General features: G+C 67.0%; 18 protein-coding genes and 1 pseudogene. 17 read left to right on the forward strand and 2 right to left on the reverse strand.

What is annotated here, in order from left to right; genetic code table 11:
- The first annotated feature begins 119 nt into the window (after nt 1–119).
- The 9 genes and pseudogenes from catA to EOINJALH_RS21360 all read left to right on the forward strand — a co-directional run.
- Nucleotides 120–1,034, forward strand: a complete 915-nt coding sequence (catA, locus tag EOINJALH_RS21320) for a catechol 1,2-dioxygenase (protein WP_088283866.1) — start codon at nt 120–122, stop codon at nt 1,032–1,034.
- Nucleotides 1,035–1,208: 174 nt separating this feature from the next.
- Nucleotides 1,209–2,624 carry a benzoate 1,2-dioxygenase large subunit gene (gene benA, locus EOINJALH_RS21325; RefSeq protein ID WP_088283870.1) on the forward strand — a complete coding sequence of 472 codons (1,416 nt, stop codon included), beginning with the start codon at nt 1,209–1,211 and terminating at the stop codon, nt 2,622–2,624.
- Nucleotides 2,625–2,637: 13 nt separating this feature from the next.
- Nucleotides 2,638–3,123: a benzoate 1,2-dioxygenase small subunit gene (benB, locus tag EOINJALH_RS21330; protein WP_088284125.1), complete on the forward strand. Its 486-nt coding sequence runs from the start codon at nt 2,638–2,640 to the stop codon at nt 3,121–3,123.
- A 58-nt stretch (nt 3,124–3,181) separates the two neighbouring features.
- Nucleotides 3,182–4,189: a benzoate 1,2-dioxygenase electron transfer component BenC gene (gene benC / locus EOINJALH_RS21335; RefSeq protein ID WP_088283872.1), complete on the forward strand. Its 1,008-nt coding sequence runs from the start codon at nt 3,182–3,184 to the stop codon at nt 4,187–4,189.
- 10 nt (nt 4,190–4,199) lie between these two features.
- Nucleotides 4,200–4,976: a 1,6-dihydroxycyclohexa-2,4-diene-1-carboxylate dehydrogenase gene (locus EOINJALH_RS21340; protein WP_088283875.1), complete on the forward strand. Its 777-nt coding sequence runs from the start codon at nt 4,200–4,202 to the stop codon at nt 4,974–4,976.
- A 47-nt stretch (nt 4,977–5,023) separates the two neighbouring features.
- A complete protein-coding gene (locus tag EOINJALH_RS21345) occupies nt 5,024–6,409 on the forward strand; it encodes an MFS transporter (RefSeq protein WP_088283878.1) in 1,386 nt (461 codons plus the stop codon).
- A 20-nt stretch (nt 6,410–6,429) separates the two neighbouring features.
- Nucleotides 6,430–7,755, forward strand: coding sequence for an amidohydrolase (locus EOINJALH_RS21350; RefSeq protein WP_088283881.1), 1,326 nt, complete (start codon nt 6,430–6,432; stop codon nt 7,753–7,755).
- 66 nt (nt 7,756–7,821) lie between these two features.
- Nucleotides 7,822–8,646 carry a 3-keto-5-aminohexanoate cleavage protein gene (locus tag EOINJALH_RS21355; protein ID WP_088283884.1) on the forward strand — a complete coding sequence of 275 codons (825 nt, stop codon included), beginning with the start codon at nt 7,822–7,824 and terminating at the stop codon, nt 8,644–8,646.
- Between the two features lie 16 nt (nt 8,647–8,662).
- A pseudogene (locus tag EOINJALH_RS21360) lies at nt 8,663–9,970 on the forward strand (malic enzyme-like NAD(P)-binding protein); the annotation flags it as partial.
- 82 nt (nt 9,971–10,052) lie between these two features.
- Here the strand turns inward: EOINJALH_RS21360 and EOINJALH_RS21365 are convergent.
- A complete protein-coding gene (locus tag EOINJALH_RS21365) occupies nt 10,053–10,736 on the reverse strand; it encodes a trimeric intracellular cation channel family protein (RefSeq protein WP_088283887.1) in 684 nt (227 codons plus the stop codon).
- Nucleotides 10,737–10,958: 222 nt separating this feature from the next.
- Nucleotides 10,959–11,483: a MarR family winged helix-turn-helix transcriptional regulator gene (locus EOINJALH_RS21370; RefSeq protein WP_404872785.1), complete on the reverse strand. Its 525-nt coding sequence runs from the start codon at nt 11,481–11,483 to the stop codon at nt 10,959–10,961.
- Between the two features lie 135 nt (nt 11,484–11,618).
- Here EOINJALH_RS21370 and badH point away from each other — a divergent pair, with 135 nt between their 5' ends.
- Genes badH through EOINJALH_RS21410 form a run of 8 tightly spaced genes read left to right on the forward strand, consistent with a single transcriptional unit; the run spans nt 11,619 to nt 20,288 of the window.
- Nucleotides 11,619–12,389, forward strand: coding sequence for a 2-hydroxycyclohexanecarboxyl-CoA dehydrogenase (gene badH, locus EOINJALH_RS21375; protein WP_088283892.1), 771 nt, complete (start codon nt 11,619–11,621; stop codon nt 12,387–12,389).
- A 29-nt stretch (nt 12,390–12,418) separates the two neighbouring features.
- On the forward strand, nt 12,419–13,201 hold the full coding sequence (gene badI / locus EOINJALH_RS21380; protein WP_088283895.1) for a 2-ketocyclohexanecarboxyl-CoA hydrolase: 783 nt from the start codon (nt 12,419–12,421) through the stop codon (nt 13,199–13,201).
- Between the two features lie 16 nt (nt 13,202–13,217).
- Complete coding sequence (gene aliB / locus EOINJALH_RS21385; RefSeq protein ID WP_088283897.1) at nt 13,218–14,375, forward strand: cyclohexanecarboxyl-CoA dehydrogenase; 1,158 nt, start codon at nt 13,218–13,220, stop codon at nt 14,373–14,375.
- A gap of 28 nt (nt 14,376–14,403) precedes the next feature.
- Nucleotides 14,404–16,047 carry a cyclohexanecarboxylate-CoA ligase gene (gene aliA, locus EOINJALH_RS21390; RefSeq protein WP_088283899.1) on the forward strand — a complete coding sequence of 548 codons (1,644 nt, stop codon included), beginning with the start codon at nt 14,404–14,406 and terminating at the stop codon, nt 16,045–16,047.
- 38 nt (nt 16,048–16,085) lie between these two features.
- Nucleotides 16,086–17,087 (forward strand): tripartite tricarboxylate transporter substrate binding protein, encoded by a 1,002-nt coding sequence (locus EOINJALH_RS21395; protein WP_199873450.1) that lies wholly within the window; start codon nt 16,086–16,088, stop codon nt 17,085–17,087.
- Nucleotides 17,088–17,118: 31 nt separating this feature from the next.
- Nucleotides 17,119–17,898, forward strand: coding sequence for an enoyl-CoA hydratase (locus EOINJALH_RS21400; RefSeq protein WP_088283901.1), 780 nt, complete (start codon nt 17,119–17,121; stop codon nt 17,896–17,898).
- A 35-nt stretch (nt 17,899–17,933) separates the two neighbouring features.
- Nucleotides 17,934–19,094 (forward strand): acyl-CoA dehydrogenase family protein, encoded by a 1,161-nt coding sequence (locus tag EOINJALH_RS21405; RefSeq protein WP_088283903.1) that lies wholly within the window; start codon nt 17,934–17,936, stop codon nt 19,092–19,094.
- Between the two features lie 9 nt (nt 19,095–19,103).
- Nucleotides 19,104–20,288 (forward strand): acyl-CoA dehydrogenase, encoded by a 1,185-nt coding sequence (locus EOINJALH_RS21410; RefSeq protein WP_088283905.1) that lies wholly within the window; start codon nt 19,104–19,106, stop codon nt 20,286–20,288.
- The last annotated feature ends 13 nt before the right edge of the window (nt 20,289–20,301 follow it).

Raw genomic sequence — 20,301 nt, forward strand, 5'->3', positions numbered from 1 at the left:
AGTCTAAAAGCGTCTTGGACTTGAGGCAAACGGATTCCTACCATCCGTTCCATTCCAAGCGCACGGCCAGCGCCCCAACGGCCCAACCCTGACCTACACCCCCCCAGAGGAGACACCCCATGGACACCAAGACCATCGACCAGTTGCTGGACCGCTTCGAGAAGACCGGCGTCGTCGGCGAAGGCAACGCCCGCGTCAAGCTTGTCGCTAACCGCCTGGTGCGCGACCTGATGATCGCCATCGAGGACCTGGACATCACGCCCGAGGAGTTCTGGTCCGGCCTGAACTACTTCGCCGAAGCCGGCCGCAACGGCGAGCTGGGCCTGATCGCGCCGGGCATCGGCCTGGAGCACTTCCTGGACCTGCGCATGGACGAGGCCGAAGCCCGTGCCGGCCTGAAGGGCGGCACGCCGCGCACCATCGAAGGCCCGCTGTACGTGGCGGGCGCCCCGGTGGCGCAAGGCGAAGCGCGCCTGGACGACGGCCAGACCGCCGGCGAGGCGGTGGTGATGCAGGGCGTGGTGCGCGGCATCGACGGCCAGCCCGTCGCCAACGCCCAGGTCGAGGTGTGGCATGCCAATGACAAGGGCAACTACTCGTACTTCGACCCGACCCAGAGCGCCTTCAACCTGCGCCGCACCATCGTCACCGATGCGCAGGGCCGCTACAAGTTCCGCAGCGTGATGCCGGTGGGCTACAGCTGCCCTCCGGGCGGCTCCACCGACCGCCTGCTGCAGCAACTCGGCCGCCACGGCCATCGCCCGGCGCACATCCACTTCTTCGTGTCGGCCCCCGGCCACCGCAAGCTGACCACGCAGATCAACATCGAGAACGACCCGCACCTGTGGGACGACTTCGCTTTCGGCACGCGTGAAGGCCTGGTGCCCAAGGTCTACACCAACAACGACCGTGCCGCGATGCAGGCCATGAACGTCGACAAGCCGTTCTACGAGATCCAGTTCGACTTCACGCTGCACGCCGAACAGGCCAGCGCGCCGGCCACGGACTTCGCCCGTCCCCGCGCTGCGGCGTGATGCACTGAGGCCCCAGGCGCCAGGGCTCCTGGACGGCGTCACGCCCTGACCTCGGCGCCGCCCAGCGCGGCGCCGGTCCCCCACAGGCACGTTCTCCCCCCGGCATGCGTTCGTGCCCGGGTCGGGCGAAGCCTTACCCCGAATCAGCCCGCACGACCGGGCATGGAGACAAGCATGAGCACTTCCGCATCCCTCGAAGGCGTCAAGCAGCGCCTGGCCGGCATGCTGGTGGAGGACGCCGACCGGCACCTCTACCGGCTGCATCGCAGCGCCTTCACCGACGAGGCCTTGTTCGACCTGGAGATGAAGCACATCTTCGAAGGCAACTGGATCTACCTGGCCCACGAGAGCCAGATCCCGAACGCCAACGACTACCTGACGACCCAGATCGGCCGCCAGCCCATCGTCATCACCCGCAACAAGGCGGGCGAGCTCAACGCCATCATCAATGCCTGCTCACACCGCGGCGCCACGCTGTGCCGCCACAAGAAGGGCAACAAGACCAGCTTTACCTGCACCTTCCACGGCTGGACCTTCAACAACTCCGGCAAGCTGCTCAAGGTAAAGGACGCCAACGGCGCCGGCTACCCCGACACCTTCAACAAGGACGGCAGCCACGACCTGAAGAAGGTCGCCCGCTTCGAGAGCTACCGCGGCTTCCTGTTCGGCAGCCTGAACCCCGATGTGCTGCCGCTGACCGAATTCCTGGGCGAGTCGACCAAGATCATCGACATGATCGTGGACCAGTCGCCCGAGGGGCTGGAGGTGTTGCGCGGCTCGTCCACCTACACCTTCGACGGCAACTGGAAGCTGCAGGCCGAGAACGGCGCCGACGGCTACCACGTCAGCTCGGTGCACTGGAACTACGCGGCCACCACCAACCAGCGCAAGCAGGCCGCGGCGGGCGACAGCATCAAGGCAATGGACGCCGGCAGCTGGGCCAAGCAGGGCGGCGGCTTCTACTCCTTCGAGCACGGCCACATGCTGCTGTGGACGAAGTGGGCCAACCCGGAAGACCGGCCGGCCTACCCGATCCGCGAACAGCTCGCGGCGCAGTTCGGCCAGGCCCGGGCCGACTGGATGATCGGCCACTCGCGCAACCTGTGCCTGTACCCGAACGTCTACCTGATGGACCAGTTCAGCTCGCAGATCCGCGTGCTGCGGCCGATCAGTGTCGACAAGACCGAAGTCACCATCTACTGCATTGCGCCCAAGGGCGAGGCGGCCGAGGCGCGTGCCCGGCGCATCCGCCAGTACGAGGACTTCTTCAATGCCACCGGCATGGCCACGCCCGACGACCTGGAGGAGTTTCGCGCCTGCCAGCAGGGCTACGCCGGCATCGCGCTGGAATGGAACGACATGTGCCGCGGCGCCACGCAGTGGGTGCCCGGCCCCGACGCCGCCGCCCAGGAGATCGGCTTGAACCCGACGCTGTCGGGCGTGAAGACCGAAGACGAGGGCCTCTACACCGTGCAGCACCGCTACTGGCTGGAGACGATGCAGCGCGCCGTCGCCAGCGAGGAAGCCCGCCAGGCCGCCGGAGTCGAGCACCCGGTGTGCGCCCACAGCCACGCCTGTGACCACGCCTGAAGGAGACGCCACCATGATGACGATCGAACAAGTGCAGGCCTTCCTGTACCGCGAGGCCCGCCTGCTGGACGACCGCCAGTGGGATGAGTGGCTGGCCTGCTACCACCCGCAGGTGGATTTCTGGATGCCGTCGTGGGACGACGATGACCAGCTGACCACCGACCCGCAGCGCGAGATCTCGTTGATCTACTACGCGAACAAGGGCGGGCTGGAAGACCGGGTGTTCCGCATCAAGACCGAGCGCTCGGCCGCAAGCATGCCCGAGCCGCGCACGGGCCACAACATCCACAACGTCGAGATCGTGTCGACGAAGGGCGAGCAGGTCGAACTGCGCTTCAACTGGCACACCCTGAGCTACCGCTACCAGACGGTGGACAGCTACTTCGGCACCAGCCACTACACGCTGGACCTGAGCAGCGGCCAGCCGCTCGTCCGGCGCAAGCACGTGGTGCTGAAGAACGACTACATCCACCACGTGCTGGACGTCTATCACATCTGAGCCTGCCGACGCCGGTGACCTGCAAGAGCAGGCGCCGGCCACGCCGAGGAGACAAGCCATGCCCCACCAGATTGCCTTTCGCTTCGAGGACGGTGTCACCCGCTTCATCGAGGCCAACCCGACCGAGACGGTGGCCGATGCCGCCTACCGCCAAGGCGTGAACATTCCGCTCGACTGCCGCGACGGTGCCTGTGGCACCTGCAAGTGCCTGGCCGAATCCGGCCCTTTCGAGATGGGCGAGTACATCGAGGACGCGCTGAGCGTTGACGAGGCCGCCCGCGGCTACGTGCTGACGTGCCAGATGCGCGCCAAGGGCAACTGCGTGGTGCAGGTGCCGGCATCCTCGTCGGTGTGCCGCACCCCGCAGGCGGCGGTGACTGCCGCCATCAGCGAGGTGCGCCAGCTTTCACCCAGCACACTTTCCTTGACGCTGAAGGACGCGTCGCTCGACAAGCTGGCCTTCCTGCCGGGTCAGTACGTGAACCTGCAGGTGCCGGGCACCGACCAGACGCGGGCCTACTCGTTCAGTTCGCTGGTGAAGGACGGCACCGTGTCGTTCCTGATCCGCAACGTGCCGGGCGGCCTGATGAGTGGCTACCTCACCGGCGCCGCGAAACCCGGTGACCGCATGACGCTGACCGGCCCGCTGGGCACCTTCTACCTGCGCGGCATCCAGCGCCCGCTGCTGCTGCTGGCCGGCGGCACCGGCCTGGCGCCCTTCACGGCGATGCTGGAGAAGATCGCCACCGAGGGCAGCGCGCACCCGCTGCACCTGATCTACGGTGTCACGCACGACGCAGACCTGGTGGAGATGGACCGGCTGGCCGAGTACGCCGAACGCATTCCGAATTTCAGCTACGCCGCCTGCGTGGCCAGCCCCGACAGCGCGTACCCGAACAAGGGCTACGTCACCCACCACATCACGCCAGCGCACCTGAACGACGGCGACGTGGACGTCTACCTGTGCGGCCCGCCACCGATGGTGGAGGCGGTCAGCCAGTTCATCCGCGAATGCGGCGTCAAGCCGGCCAGCTTCCACCACGAGAAGTTCGCCGCCAGCGCCTGAGGAACCAGCCATGAATCCCCGTTTCAAAGACAAGGTCGCCGTCGTCACCGGCGCCGCACAAGGCATCGGCCGACGCGTGGTCGAGCGCATGCTTGAAGAAGGCGGGCGCGTGGCCGCGGTGGACCGCTCCGATCTGGTCCATGAGCTGCGCAGCCTGCCAGGCGCCGCCGATCGGCTGCAGACGCTGACCGCCGACCTGGAGCGCCATGCCGATGCCGAGCGCGTGATGGCGGCCGCCGCCGACCGGTTCGGCCGGCTGGACATTCTCGTGAACAACGTCGGCGGCACGATCTGGGCCAAGCCCTTCGAGCACTACCGCGAGCACGAGATCGAAGCCGAGGTGCGCCGCTCGCTGTTCCCCACGCTGTGGTGCTGCCATGCGGCCCTGCCCATCATGCTGGCACAAGGTGGTGGCGCCATCGTCAACGTCTCGTCCATCGCCACCCGGGGCGTGAACCGCGTCCCTTATGGCGCGGCCAAGGGAGGCGTCAACGCACTCACAGCCTGCCTGGCGTTCGAGAACGCCGAGCGCGGCGTTCGCGTCAACGCCACCGCCCCAGGCGGCACCGAGGCGCCACCACGGCGCATCCCGCGCAACACCGAGCAGCCCAGCGAGCAGGAGAAGGCCTGGTACCAGCAGATCGTCGACCAGACGGTGCAGTCCAGCCTGATGAAGCGCTACGGAACCATCGACGAGCAGGTCGGCGCGATCCTCTTCCTCGCCTCCGACGAGGCCAGCTACATCACCGGCGTCACGCTGCCAGTCGGCGGCGGCGACCAGGGCTGAACGGCCCGACCTTTTCCCAAACACAACACATTGTTCAGGAGACTTCCATGAGACACATTGACGTTCACAAGATCGCCGACGAGGCGCGCTTCAACCGCTTCCACGGCCTGGTGCTGTTCTGGTGCGCGCTGATCATCATCTTCGACGGCTATGACCTGGCCGTGGCCGGCATCGCGCTGCCGTCGATCATGAAGCAGATGGGTGTCGATGCCACGCAGGCGGGCTTCATGGTCAGTTCGGCGTTGTTCGGCATGATGTTCGGTGCCATCTTCATGGGCACCATCGCCGACCGCATCGGCCGGCGTTGGGCCATCGCCATCTGCATCGCGCTGTTCAGCATCTTCACCGCCGCGGCCGGCATGACGAACGACCCGGTGACGTTCAGCGTCACCCGCTTCCTGGCGGGCCTCGGCATCGGCGGCGTCATGCCCAACGTGGTGGCGCAGATGACCGAATACTCGCCACGCAAGGTGCGCTCGACCATGGTCACCTTGATGTTCAGCGGCTATGCGGTGGGTGGCATGCTGGCAGCGGTGCTGGGCAAGGGTCTGATCGAGAGCCATGGCTGGCAGTCGGTGTTCCTCGCTGCGGCCGCGCCGGTAGTGCTGATCCCGTTCATCCTCAGGTCGCTGCCCGAATCGATGCCCTTCCTGCTGAAGCAGGGGCGGCATGACGAGCTCAAGGCCATCGTCGCCAGGCTCGACCCGGCCTTCAAGCCGACCTCCGAGGACCGCTTTGCGCTGCCCGCTGTCGACAAGGCCGCTGACGCACCGGTGAGCCAGCTGTTCCAGGACGGCCGCGGCTTCAGCACGGCGATGTTCTGGATCGCGTTCTTCATGTGCCTGTTCATGGTCTATGCACTCAGCTCCTGGCTGACCAAGCTGATGGCCGGCGCCGGCTACAGCCTCGGCTCGGCACTGACCTTCGTGCTGACGCTGAACTTCGGCGCCATGATCGGCGCGATCGGCGGTGGCTGGCTGGCCGACCGCTTCAACATCAAGTGGGTGCTGTTCTCGATGTACGTGCTGGCGGCGGTGTCGATCACGCTGCTGGGCGTGCCGATGCCCACCGAGGCGCTGTTCTTCGTGGTCGGCCTGGCCGGTGCGTCGACGATCGGCACGCAGATCGTCACCTATGCCTATGCCGGACAGTTCTACCCGATGGCCATCCGCTCCACAGGCATCGGCTTCGCCTCCGGCGTGGGCCGCAGCGGTGCCATCCTGGCCCCGATCGTGATCGGCGCGCTGGTGGCGATAGCCTTGCCGCTGCAGCAGAACTTCATCGCCATCGCGATCCCCGCGGTGATCGCCGCGGTGGCTGTGGCCATGATCCAGCACGGTCGCTCGGCGTCCGCTCGGGCACACGGCGCGGGCGTGGCCGTCGGGACGGCCGTGGGCAGGTCGCCCGCAGTGGCCATCAGTGCCTCCAAGTGAGCGGGCGCCAGGGGCATCCCATGACAACACTCTTCCAGTGCGCCATCGCCGGCGCTGCCGCCTGCCTGCTGGCGACCACGGTTCAGTCGCAGTCTTCGGGACTGGCAGACCGGCTGGGCCGCGACATCGACGCCCAGGTGGCGCTGCACTATGCCGGCGTGGAACGGCTCTACCAGGACCTGCACGCCCATCCCGAGCTCGGCTTCCAGGAAGTCCGCACCGCCCGCGCCCTGGCGGGCGAGTTGCGCAGTGCCGGATTCGAGGTCACCGAGCAGGTCGGCCGCACCGGCGTGGTGGCCCTGCTGCGAAACGGGCTCGGGCCGACCATCCTGGTTCGCACCGAACTTGACGCACTGCCGATGGAGGAGAAGACCGGCCTGTCCTACGCCAGCCGGGTGCAGGTCGACCACCTGGGTCGGCAGACCTACGTGGCCCACAGCTGCGGACACGACCTGCACATGGCGAGCTGGGTCGGCACGGCCCGCACGCTGGCGGCTCTGAAGGACCGGTGGCAGGGCACGCTGATGTTCATTGCCCAGCCGGCCGAGGAACTGCTGGGCGGCGCGCGGGCAATGCTGGCCGACGGCCTGTTTCAGCGCTTCGGCAAGCCCGACTTTGCCTTTGCGCTGCACAGCTGGCCGATGGCCTACGGCGAGATCGGCTTCAACGTCGGTCCGGTCACCTCCAACGCCGACGCCTTCGAGGCGACCTTCCGTGGCCGCGGGGCGCATGGCTCGGCGCCCGACAAGGCTATTGACCCGGTGCTGATGGCGTCGCGCTTTGTCGTCGACGTGCAGGGCGTGGTCAGCCGCGAGAAGGACCCGTTCCAGTTTGGCGTGCTTAGCGTCGGCGCGATCCAGGGCGGCAGCAGCGGCAACATCATTCCCGATAGCGTGGTGTTGCGCGGCACGCTGCGCAGCTATGACGCCACCGTTCGCAGCAAGCTGCGCGACGGCCTTCGACGCACCGCGCTGGCCACGGCGACGATGGCCGGCGCCCCCGAGCCTGAGCTGAGCTTCACCCAGGGCGGCGATGCCACGGTCAACGACGCGGCCCTCGTCGAGCGCACCGAGACCGTGTTGAAGGCGGCCTTCGGCAGCCAGGTCCGACGGATGCCGCCGATCACGCCGAGCGAAGACTTCGCGGAGTTCGGCGCCGCGGGCGTGCCGTCGATGTTCTTCCTGGTGGGCGTGCTCGACCCGAAGGACGTGGCGGCCTCGCGCCAGCCCGGCGGCAAGCCGCTGGCTGGCAACCACTCGCCGTTCTTTGCGCCGGTGCCGGAGCCTTCGATCAAGACTGCGGTGAAGGCTATGAGCCTGGCCGTGCTGAGCGCGCTGCAGCGCTGAGCGACCCTTCACGATCGCACCGGTAATGCGCAACGCCATGCCCGGTGCCCACCAGAGACACTCGCCATGACCTCTCCCTGCATCATCACCGTTGCGATCACCGGCTCGCTGCCGCAGAAGCGCGACAACCCGGCGGTGCCGATCACCGTCCAGGAGCAGATCGAATCGACCCATGAGGCTTTCGAGGCCGGCGCTTCCCTGGTGCACCTGCATGTGCGCAACGACGACGGGACCGCGACGTCGTCTCCCGAGCGCTTCGCGCAGGTCATGGAGGGGATCCGCAAGCACTGCCCGGGCATGATCGTCCAGTTCTCGACCGGCGGTCGCTCCGGTGCCGGCCGCGAGCGCGGTGCGCACCTGGGCCTGAAGCCCGACATGGGCTCGCTGGCCACCGGCTCGGTGAACTTCCCGACCCGGGTCTACGACAACAGCCCCGACCTGGTGGAGTGGCTGGCCACCGAGATGCGTGAGCACGGCATCAAGCCCGAGATCGAGGCCTTCGACCTGTCGATGGTCTTCCAGGCAGCGAACCTGCAGCAGCGGGGCTTCATCCAGGGTCCGCTGCATGTGCAATTCGTGATGGGCATCCGCAATGCGATGCCGGTGGACCGCGAGGTGCTGGAGTTCTATGTCCGCACCCTGCAGCGCGTGGCCCCAGGCGCCACCTGGACTGGAGCGGGCATCGGCCGCGACCAGATGACGATGGCGCGTTGGTCGCTGGAGCTGGGCGGCCACTGCCGTACAGGCATGGAAGACAACGTGCGCTTGGACAAGGACACGCTCGCTCCTTCCAACGCGGCGCTGGTGCGCGCGGTGGCACGGCTGTGTGAGGAGCAGGGCCGCCCCGTCGCCAGCGCTCGGCAGGCTCGTCAGCTGCTCGGCCTGCATTGAATCTGGAGACCCTGCCATGTCTGACCCCACTCCTCTGTCCCCGGCCGAGCAGGCCCTGCGCGACGCGGCGCGCGAGTACCACCGCGCGCCCATGCGCGGCAAGATCGCCGTGACCCCGACCAAGCCGCTGTCCAACCAGCGCGAGTTGAGCCTGGCCTATTCGCCCGGCGTCGCCTACCCGTGCCTGGACATCGCGGCCGATCCCTCACTGGCCGCCGAGTACACCAGCCGCGGCAACCTGGTGGGCGTGATCACCAACGGCACGGCCGTGCTCGGGCTGGGCGACATCGGCCCGCTGGCCGCCAAGCCGGTGATGGAGGGCAAGGGCTGCCTGTTCAAGCAGTTTGCCGGCATCGACGTGTTCGACATCGAGTTGGCCGAGCGCGACCCGTACAAGCTCGTCGACATCATCGCTGCGTTGGAGCCGACACTGGGCGGCGTCAACCTCGAGGACATCAAGGCGCCCGAGTGCTTCTACATCGAGAAGGCGCTGAAGGCCCGGATGCAGATTCCCGTCTTCCACGACGACCAGCACGGCACGGCCATCATCGCCGCGGCGGCGCTGCTCAACGCGCTGGAACTGGTGGGCAAGCCGATCGGGCAGGTCAGGCTGGTGGCATCCGGTGCCGGCGCGGCGGCCATTGCCTGCCTGGACGTGCTGGTGGACCTCGGCCTGCGGCGCGAACATGTGTTCGCGGTCGACTCCAGGGGCCTGATCCAGGCCGACCGTGCCGACGTGCGCGCGGGCCGGCTCGACGAGAGCAAGCACCGCTACTGCCAGCGCAGCAGCGCGCGCACGCTGGCCGATGTCGTGGCCGGTGCCGACGTGTTCCTGGGCTGCTCCACCGCCGGCGTGCTGACGGCCGAGATGGTCAAGACGATGGCAGATCGGCCGGTGATCCTGGCGCTGGCCAACCCCGAGCCCGAGATCCGCCCCGAGCTGGCCCGAGCCGCGCGGCCCGATTGCATCATCGCCACCGGTCGCTCGGACTATCCCAACCAGGTCAACAACGTCCTGTGCTTCCCCTACATCTTCCGCGGTGCACTGGACTGCGGAGCCACGAGGATCACCGAGGCCATGAAGCTGGCTTGCGTGCGCGAGATCGCCGCGCTGGCCAAGGCCGAGGTTCCGCCCGAGGTGGCGGCCGCCTACGCCGGCCAGCCACTGACCTTCGGACCCGACTACCTGATCCCGACCCCCTTCGATACGCGGCTGATCCTGCGCATCGCCCCCGCGGTGGCGCAAGCGGCTGCCGAGAGCGGCGTGGCGCTGCGTCCGATCGCGGACCTGAACGCCTACCGCCAGTCGCTGTCACGCCGGGTCTGATCCCGACGCCGGGTCGCCGGCCGACTTGATGGCGCCGGCCGTGGCAGGCGCAACAACGCAAGGTTGACGTGGCGGGCTGTCAACGCGAGGGCGGATCGGAGTCCGCATCGTTCGTCGCGTGGCCCGCCTGCCAGGCCGGCAAGCGCCAGTCCAGCCCGATCGCGGCAACGCGCAATGCCGTGGCCGTGCTCGCCGCGGCCAGGAGCGAGCCCCATTGCGAGAAGCCTGCTGCGTGGGCCCCCACCATTACCCAGCCGCCCGCGAAGGAGCAGATCGCATACGGCCGGTGGTCGCTGAAGGCCCTGGGTATCTCGTTGCAGACGATGTCGCGCAGCACGCCCCCGAACACCGCGGTGACCATGCCCAGGATCACAGCGATGACGGCCGGCATCGCCGCGTCGATGGCGATCTGGGTGCCCACCGCAGTGAACAGGCCCAGCCCCAGCGCATCGGGCCACTGCATAGCCCGCTCCGTCGGATCCAGGTGCCGGGCGCGCATGAACAACATTGCTCCGACGCACAGGGCAAGCAGGATCCAGACCCACTCGGCATGTTGGACCCAGAACAGCGGGCGACGGTCCAGCAGGATGTCGCGCACGGTGCCGCCGCCGAAGGCTGCCAGCCCAGCGACGACGCAGATGCCCACGGCATCCAGGCGCTTGCGTGCTCCTTCGATGACGCCGGACAAGGCAAACGCAATCGTTGCCACGATCTCGACGGCAATCTGGGTGTGGGACAGCGCCCAGGGTACGGCAGTGGACATGCGCTCCTCTCAGACTGGTGGCGCCTGACCGCAAGAGTCTAGGTCCAGGCATCGCGCCGTATCGGCCAGGCTACGGATGCAGGGACACGACGCTGGTCGCCACATTCCCGTCCTCACCGGACGCTTCTGCGCCATGGAAGGCGCACCGCTCATCGTTGTCGGCGCCAGCGATGTGCTCCGCTGTTGCGCGAACACTCGCAAACTTTGCGTCGCCAGCAGGCCCTATGCAACGGCTTGCGCTTCGTCACCTTCCTCCGCAGAGAGCCGCTCTGCATCGAGCCGCTGCATGTTCTCGAGGATCTTGAGCAGGTAGTGCAGCGTGTGCGTGACGTCGTTGACCGAGAAGTCCGACAGGATGGCCTCGTAGTAGCCGTGGATCTTGGGCAGGGCCAGGTCCTGCCAAACGTGCCGCCCCGACTCCGTCATCGTGACGACGCGCGAGCGGCGGTCCTGCCCGCTCGCGGCGACGGCCACGTGCCCGTCCCGCTCCATGCGGCTGATGAGGCCCGAGAGGTTTTGCCTGCTCACCATCAGGTAGCGGGCCAGATCCCCAATGCTCATGCCGCCCTGCGACTTCTCGCGCGACAGGGCACCCAGCACGGCCCACTGCTGCGTCGTCAGCCCTTCGTCCTCGACGGCACGGGTCCCTGTTTTATGCAACATGTTTGCGCATTGGTAGAGGCGAAAGAACAACCTGTTGGCAAGGTCTATCTTGGTGTCGCGCGAGTTTGACATAGGGTTTACCACTATCTACAGGATAGAAAAGCCGCTTGAGGCCGTTGAAGGTCTGGCCTATAGTTGCGTCAATGTATTGACGTATCTATTCAGGCCGATACGCCACATCTTCGGCTAACCGACCCACTTTTGCAACGGAGAGACCCAATGAGCAAGCGCTTCGACAACCACACCGTGATCGTCACTGGAGGCGGCGGTGGCATCGGCGGCGCCACTTGCCGTCGCTTCGCCGGCGAAGGCGCGGCCGTCGCCGTGTTCGACCTGAACCTGGACGCGGCCGAGAAGGTCGCCGCTGGCATCCGGGCCGAGGGTGGTCGTGCACAGGCCTTCCACTGCGACATCACCGATCGCGCCAGCGTCGATGCCGCCGTCATCGCCGCCGAGAAGGACCTTGGCCCGATCGACGTGCTGGTCAACAACGCCGGCTGGGACGTCTTCAAGCCGTTCACCAAGACCGAGCCCGCACAGTGGGACAAGCTCATCGCGATCAACCTGACCGGCGCGCTGCACATGCACCACGCCGTGCTGCCGGGCATGGCCGCGCGCAAGAAGGGTCGCATCGTCAACATCGCCTCGGACGCGGCCCGCGTCGGCTCGTCGGGCGAGGCTGTCTACGCGGCTTGCAAGGGCGGCCTGGTGGCGTTTTCCAAGACCATTGCCCGCGAGCATGCCCGCCACGGCATCACCGTCAACGTCGTCTGCCCCGGCCCGACCGACACCGCGCTCTTCGCCGACTACAAGGAAGGCGCGGGCAACCCCGAGAAGCTGATGGAGGCGTTCACGCGCTCCATCCCGCTCGGCCGCATCGGTCAGCCCGACGACCTGCCGGGCGCCATCCTCTTCTTCGCCAGCAGCGACGCTGCCTTCGTCACCGGACAGGTGCTGAGCGTGTCCGGCGGCTTGACCATGAACGGCTGACCCAAGCCACCCCACCTGGAGATACCGACATGAACTTCGAAGACATCCTGTACGAGGTCCGCAACGGCGTGGCCTGGATCACCATCAACCGCCCGGACAAGATGAACGCGTTCCGGGGCACCACGTGCGACGAGATCATCAAGGCGCTGAACAAGGCGGGCTACGACCGCAACGTCGGCTGCATCGTGCTGGCCGGCGCTGGCGAGAAGGCCTTCTGCACCGGCGGCGACCAGTCGGCCCACGACGGCAACTACGACGGCCGCGGCACCATCGGACTGCCGATGGAAGAATTGCACACCGCCATCCGCGACGTGCCCAAGCCCGTGATTGCCCGCGTGCAGGGCTTCGCCATCGGTGGCGGCAACGTGCTGTGCACGATCTGCGACCTGACCATCTGCTCCGAGAAGGCCATTTTCGGCCAGGTCGGTCCGAAGATGGGCTCGGTGGACCCTGGCTACGGCACCGCCTTCCTGGCCCGCGTGGTGGGCGAAAAGAAGGCGCGCGAGATCTGGTACCTGAACAAGCGCTACTCGGGAGCCGAGGCCGTGGCCATGGGCCTGGCCAACGTCTGCGTGCCCCACGAGCAGCTCGACGCCACCGTGCAGGAGTGGGCCGAGACGATCTGCGAACGCAGCCCGACGGCCATCGCCATCGCCAAGCGCAGCTTCAACTGCGACACCGCGCACCAGAGCGGCATCGCCGGCATGGGCATGTACGCGCTGAAGCTGTACTACGACACCGACGAGTCGCGCGAAGGCGTGGCCGCGCTGAAGGACAAGCGCAAGCCCGACTTCCGCAAGTACGCCAAGTAAGCCGGGGAGCGCCGCGATGAACCCGAACCCCTACATCGACGAAGACCTGCAGGCACTGGCCGAGACGGCGCGCCGCTTCGCCGACGAACGCGTCAAGCCCGGATTCCAGGAGCGCGACCGTACGCGCGTGCTGGACCGCTCGCTGCTGCGCGAGATGGGCGAACTCGGGTTCATCTGCCCCGAACTGCCCGAGTCCTTCGGGGGACTGGGCATGGGCTGCCTGGCTGCGGGCGTGATCCACGAAGAGATCGCGCGCGCCGACCTGAGCTTTTCGTACCTGAACCTGCTGGCATCGCTGAACAGCCAGATTCTCTCCAAGTACGGCAACCCCGACATCGTCGGCCCCTGGCTGAAGAAGATCGTGCAGGGCGAGGCGATCTGCGCCATCGCGCTGACCGAACCGCGTGGCGGCTCGGATGCGGCCAACCTGCGCCTGCGTATCGAGCTCGACGGGGACTTCTACGTCATCAACGGCGAAAAGACCTCCATCTCCGCCGCAGACCAGGCCGACATCACGGTGGTGTTCGGTCGCACCGGAACGCCGGAATCCGCGGCGCACGGCGTGACCGCGCTGCTGGTGCCCATGGACACCCCGGGCCTCACCACCAACCGTTTCGATTGCCACGGCCAGCGTGCTATCGGCCGCGGCTCGATCTTCTTCGAGAACGTGCGTGTGCCGGTGAGCCACCGGCTGGGCGACGAGAACAAGGGCTTCGTGCAGGTGATGCACGGCTTCGACTTCTCGCGTTCGCTGATCGGCCTGCAGTGCCTGGCGGTGGCGCGCGTGGCGCTGGAGGAGACCTGGGAGTACATCACCCAGCGCCAGGCCTTCGGCCAGCCACTGTCGGCCTTCCAGGGCGTGACACACCCGCTGGCGCAGTTCGACACCGAGGTCGAGGGAGCGCGCCTCGTGTGCCTGCAGGGCCTGTGGCTCAAGGACAAGGGCCTGCCGCACTCCGCCGAAGCCGGCATGGCCAAGTGGTGGGGCCCGAAGCTCGCCTACGACGTGATCCACCAATGCCTGCTGTGCTACGGCCACGGCGGCTACGACCGCGGGCTCATGGAACAGCGCCTGCGTGACGTGCTGGGCTTCCAGATCGGTGACGGTACGGCCCAGATTATGAAAACCATCATTGCCCGCACACGCGCCGGACGCAAATTCGTGCCGGCCTGACCACAACAAGACAACCCGGAGACAAGCCATGGAGTTCGACCCCGTTCTGTTGCCACCCCGTCGCGCTGACAGCATTGCCCGCGGCTGGTGGCATGACCGAACCATCAACGACGACCTGGACGCCTGTGTCGCCGCCTGCCCCGACAAGCTCGCGCTGACAGCAGTGCGCGTCGACTCGGGTGAGGTGCGCCGTTTCAGCTACAGCGAACTCGCGGCCCTGGCCGACCGGGTGGCGGTGGGCCTGGCGCGCCTGGGAGTCGGCCGCAACGACGTGGTGGCGATGCAGTTGCCGAACTGGTGGCAGTTCAGCGTGCTGTACCTGGCCTGCTCCCGCATCGGTGCGGTGCTCAACCCGATGATGCACATCTTCCGCGAGCGCGAGCTGTCGTTCATGCTCAAGCATGGGCAAGCCAAGGTGCTGGTGGTACCCAAGTTGTTCCGCGGCTTCGATCATGAAGCCATGGCACGGGGTCTGCAGCCCAGCCTGCCCCACCTGCAACGCATCGTCGTGGTGGGCGGCGGCGGCGCCGATGACTTTGATGCTCTGCTGACGAAGCCGGCCTGGGAGAACGAGCCCGACGCTCGCGACATCCTGACCCGCAGTCGTCCGGGGCCGGACGACATTACACAGCTGATCTACACCTCGGGCACCACGGGCGAGCCCAAGGGCGTGATGCACTCGGCCAACACGCTGATGGCCAACATCGTGCCCTACGCGGAGCGCCTGGCCCTGCGGCAAGACGACGTCGTCCTGATGGCGTCGCCGATGGCGCACCAGACCGGCTTCATGTACGGCCTGATGATGCCCATCATGCTGCGCGCCAGCGTGGTGCTTCAGGACCAGTGGGAGCCGAAGAAGGCGATCGAGCTCATCCGCACCGAGAGCGTGAGCTTCACGATGGCCTCGACGCCGTTCCTGACCGACCTGACGAAGAACGTGCAGGAGAGTGGCACCACAGTGCCGAGCCTGAAGACCTTCCTCTGCGCCGGCGCTCCGATCCCCGGCCCACTGGTCGAGCAGGCCCGCAAGGTGCTCGGCACCAAGATCGTATCGGCCTGGGGCATGACGGAGAACGGCGCCGTCACGCTGATCAAGCTCGACGACGACGACCAGCTCGCCTGCAGCACCGACGGCTGCCCGCTGCCCGGCGTGGAAGTGAAGGTCGTCGACTTGGATGGCCAGGCCATCCCTGCGGGCGAAGTCGGCAAGCTGCTCGTGCGAGCGTGTTCCAACTTCGGCGGCTACCTGAACCGCCCGCAACTCAACGCCACCGATACGCAGGGCTGGTTCGACACCGGCGACCTGGCCACGATGGACGCCAACGGCTACATCCGCATCAGCGGCCGCAGCAAGGACGTGATCATCCGCGGGGGCGAGAACATTCCGGTCTTCGAGATCGAGGCGCTGCTCTACAAGCATCCGGCTGTGGCGCAGGTGGCCATCGTCGCCTACGCAGATGAGCGCCTGGGCGAGCGCGCCTGCGCGGTGGTCGTGCCCAAGGCGGGCCAGATGCTGGACCTCACCGGCATGGTCGAGTTCCTGAAGTCGCAGAAGGTCGCGCTGCAGTACATCCCCGAGCGCCTGATCGTGCGCGACGCGATGCCGGCCACCCCATCCGGAAAGATCCAGAAGTTCAGGCTGCGCGAGATGTTGCGCGACGGCAGCCTGTGATTGATTTGAGCGCACCCAAAGCAAGCGGAGACAGATCCATGAACACCTCTTTCCACCACACCGGCGAACCCCTGCGTCGCGTGTTTTTCGCTGCCGTCGCCTCGCTAGTGCTGATGTGCGCCAGCGGCTCTGCGCTCGCTCAGGCCGCCTGGCCCACGAAGAGCGTGCGCATCGTCGTCGGCTTCGCCCCCGGCGGCACCACCGACGTGATGGCCCGTGTCGTCGCGCAGGGCCTCACCGAGGCGCTGGGCCAGACCGTGATCGTCGACAACAAGCCCGGGGCCAGCGGCAACATCGCCGCCGGCGAGGTGATCAAGGCGGCGCCCGACGGCTACACGCTGTTCGTGGCTCCGACGTCGGTCGAGACGGCTAATCCGTCACTGTTCAAGTCCCCGATCCTGCCGTCGCGCGATCTCACCCCGGTGATGAGCATCGGACGCACGCAGATGTACCTCATCACGCGACCGGGCCTGGAGGTCAAGGATACGAAGCAGCTCATCGCCATGGCCAAGGCGAACCCGGGCAAGCTCTCCTACGCCTCGGCCGGAACAGGCACGCCGCCGCAACTGGCTGGCGAGTTGTTCAAGCAGAGTACCGGCACCTTCATCACCCACGTGCCCTACCGCGGGGCAGCTCCTGCGCTGCAGGACGTGATGGCCAGCCAGGCAGACCTGGCCTTCGATCCGGGCATCGCCTTCCCCCACATCAAGTCCGGCAAGGTCAAGCTGCTGGCGGTCGCCAGCGACAAGAAGTCGCCCTTCTTCCCGGATGTGCCCACCTACGCCGACCTCGGCATCAAGAACGCCGGCCTGGACATCTGGTTCGGCCTCTGGGTGCCGAACAACACGCCGGCCGAGGTGACTGCGCGCCTGTCGCGCGAGCTCGCCAAAGTATTGGCCACCGCCGCGGTCAAGCAGCGCTTCGGCGACCTGGGCGCAGAACCCGTGACGCTCGAAACCGCCGAATTCAAGAAGCTGCTGGCAGAGGAAGGCAAGACCCTGTCCGCGCTGATCCGCGATCGCAAGATCGTCGTCGAGTGACGGCGCGGCCGGACTGACGGTGAGCACGGTGATGACGACCGAATCCCCGATCCTGATCGAGACGGTCGGCCGTGTCGGCGTCATCACGCTGAACCGGCCCCAGCAGCTCAATGCTCTCAATGACGCCCTGATGGACGCACTGGGGCAGGCACTGCTCGGCTTCGACGCCGACGAGGGCATCGGCGCGATCATTATTACCGGCAGCGCCAAGGCCTTTGCGGCGGGCGCCGACATCGCAGCCATGGCCGACTGGACGTACATGGACGTCTACCGCAGCGAGTTCATCACCCGCAACTGGGAAACCATCCGCCGCGTGCGCAAGCCGGTGATCGCCGCGGTGGCGGGTTTTGCGATGGGCGGCGGCTGTGAACTGGCGCTGGCCTGCGACATCGTCGTCGCTGCCGACAACGCCAAGTTCGCGCTACCGGAAATCAAGCTCGCGATGATGCCCGGTGCCGGCGGCACGCAGCGGCTGCCTCGCGTGGTGGGCAAGGCCAAGGCCATGGACATGTGCCTGTCGGCGCGCACGCTCGACGCCGCGGAGGCCGACCGCTACGGGCTGGTCTCGCGTGTCGTGCCCGTCGAACGCCTTTACGACGAGGCCCTGGCCCTGGCCACCACAGTCGCGGGCTTCTCGCTGCCGGCGCTGATGGCCATCAAGGAGTCAGTCAACCGCGCCTACGAGGGTTCGCTGGCGGAAGGCATCGGCTTTGAACGCCGCCAGTTGCATGCCCGATTCGCCAGCGACGACGCCCACGAGGGCATGAAGGCCTTCCTCGAAAAGCGCAAGCCCGTCTTCGAGCACTGCTGATAGCGAAGCCTGCTCCGAACCAAGGACCCGCCACCATGGCTCTCGACCAAGAATCGTTCGACATCCTGCTGTCCACCGTGCAGCGCTTCGTGCGCGAACAGTTGGTCCCTGCCGAGAACCATCTGGAAGAGCACGACGAAGTGCCGGCCGAGTTGGTCGAGGCCATGAAGGAGATGGGGCTGTTCGGCCTGACGGTGCCCGAAGAGTTCGGCGGCATCGGCCTGTCGGTCAGCCAGGAGGTGCAGGTCAACTTCGAGTTGGGCCAGACCGCGCCTGCCTTCCGCTCGGTGTTCGGCACCAACATCGGCATCGGCTCGCAAGGCATCCTGATGGACGGCACGCCGGACCAGAAGGCCGACTACCTGCCGCGGGTGGCCAGTGGCGACCTGGTGATGTCATTCGCGCTGACCGAGCCCGATGCAGGTTCCGACGCGGCGTCGCTCAAGACCAGGGCCGAGCTCAATGGCGACCACTACGTTCTGAACGGCACCAAGCGCTTTATCACCAATGCGCCGCGCGCTGGCGCCTTCACGCTGATGGCGCGTACCGGTGGCCCGGCCGCATCGGGCGTCTCGGCCTTCATCGTGCCTGCCGACCTGCCCGGTATCAAGCTCGGCAAGAAGGACAAGAAGATGGGCCAGCGCGGCACGATGACCTGCGACGTGATCCTCGAGAACGTCCGCGTGCCGGCGGCGAACATCATCGGCGGCGTGCCCGGCCAGGGCTTCAAGACTGCGATGAAGGTGCTCGACCGCGGGCGGCTGAACATCTCGGCCGTGGCCTGCGGCATCGCGCAGCGCGTGCTCGATGAGTCGGCCCGCTATGCGCGCGAGCGCAAGCAGTTCGGCAAGAAGCTCGGCGAGTTCCAGCTGATCCAGGCCATGCTCGCCGACAGCCAGGCCGAGCTGCTCGCCGGCTGGGCGCTGGTGCGCGAGGTGGCCGAACGCTTCGACCGCAAGCCGGCGCACGTGTCGGACCCGGACGTGTCCATGCGCGTGTCCTGCGCCAAGCTCTTCTGTACCGAGATGGCCAGTCGCGTCGCCGACCGGGGCGTGCAGGTGCACGGTGGCGCGGGCTACATCAACGAGTACCCGGTCGAGCGCTTCTACCGCGACGTCCGGCTGCTTCGCCTCTATGAAGGCACCACACAGATCCAGCAAATCATCGTCGGCCGCCAACTGATGAACCAGGACTAGGAGACAACCATGGCTTCCAACCGCAACACCTTCTCCTGGGACGATCCGCTGTCCCTGGACGGCCAGCTCACCGGTGACGAACGCGCGATCCGCGAGGCAGCGCACGCCTACTGCCAGGAGCGGCTGCTGCCGCGTGTGCAGGACGCCTTCCGCAACGAGAAGACCGACCCGGCCATCTTCCGCGAGATGGGTGAACTGGGCCTGCTCGGGCCGACCATTCCCGAGGCCTACGGCGGCTCCGGCCTCAACTACGTCGCGTATGGCCTGATCGCCCGCGAGGTCGAGCGCGTGGACTCCGGCTACCGCTCGATGATGAGCGTGCAGTCATCGCTGGTGATGGTGCCGATCAACGAGTTCGGAAATGAAGCCACGAAGCAGAAGTACCTGCCCAAGCTGGCCTCGGGCCAGTGGATCGGCTGCTTCGGCCTGACCGAGCCGAACCACGGCTCCGACCCCGGCAGCATGATCACCCGCGCCAAGAAGGTGCCCGGCGGCTACAGCCTGACCGGCAGCAAGATGTGGATCAGCAACAGCCCGATCGCCGACGTGTTCGTCGTCTGGGCCAAGGACGACGAAGGCGCGATTCGCGGCTTCGTGCTCGACAAGGGTGCGAAGGGGCTGAGCGCCCCGGCGATCCACGGCAAGGTCGGCCTGCGCGCCAGCATCACCGGCGAGATCGTGATGGACGAAGTGTTCTGTCCTGAAGAGAACGCCTTCCCCGAGGTGCGTGGCCTGAAGGGTCCGTTCACCTGCCTGAACAGCGCGCGCTACGGCATCGCCTGGGGCGCGCTCGGTGCCGCCGAAGACTGCTATGCCCGTGCCCGCCAGTACGTGCTCGACCGCAAGCAGTTCGGTCGCCCGCTCGCTGCGAACCAGCTGATCCAGAAGAAGCTCGCCGACATGCTGACCGAGATCTCGCTCGGCTTGCAGGGCTGCCTGCGCCTGGGCCGGATGAAGGACGAGGGCACGGCGGCCGTGGAGATCACCAGCATCATGAAGCGCAACTCCTGCGGCAAGGCGCTGGACATTGCCCGGGTCGCGCGCGACATGCTCGGCGGCAATGGCATCAGCGACGAGTTCGGCGTGGCTCGCCACCTGGTCAACCTGGAAGTGGTCAACACCTACGAGGGCACGCATGATGTGCATGCGCTGATCCTCGGCCGGGCGATTACCGGCATCGCCGCGTTCAACTGAAGGCATGACGGAC

Source organism: Ideonella sp. A 288 (assembly GCF_002198735.1).
GTDB lineage: Bacteria > Pseudomonadota > Gammaproteobacteria > Burkholderiales > Burkholderiaceae_C > Pseudaquabacterium.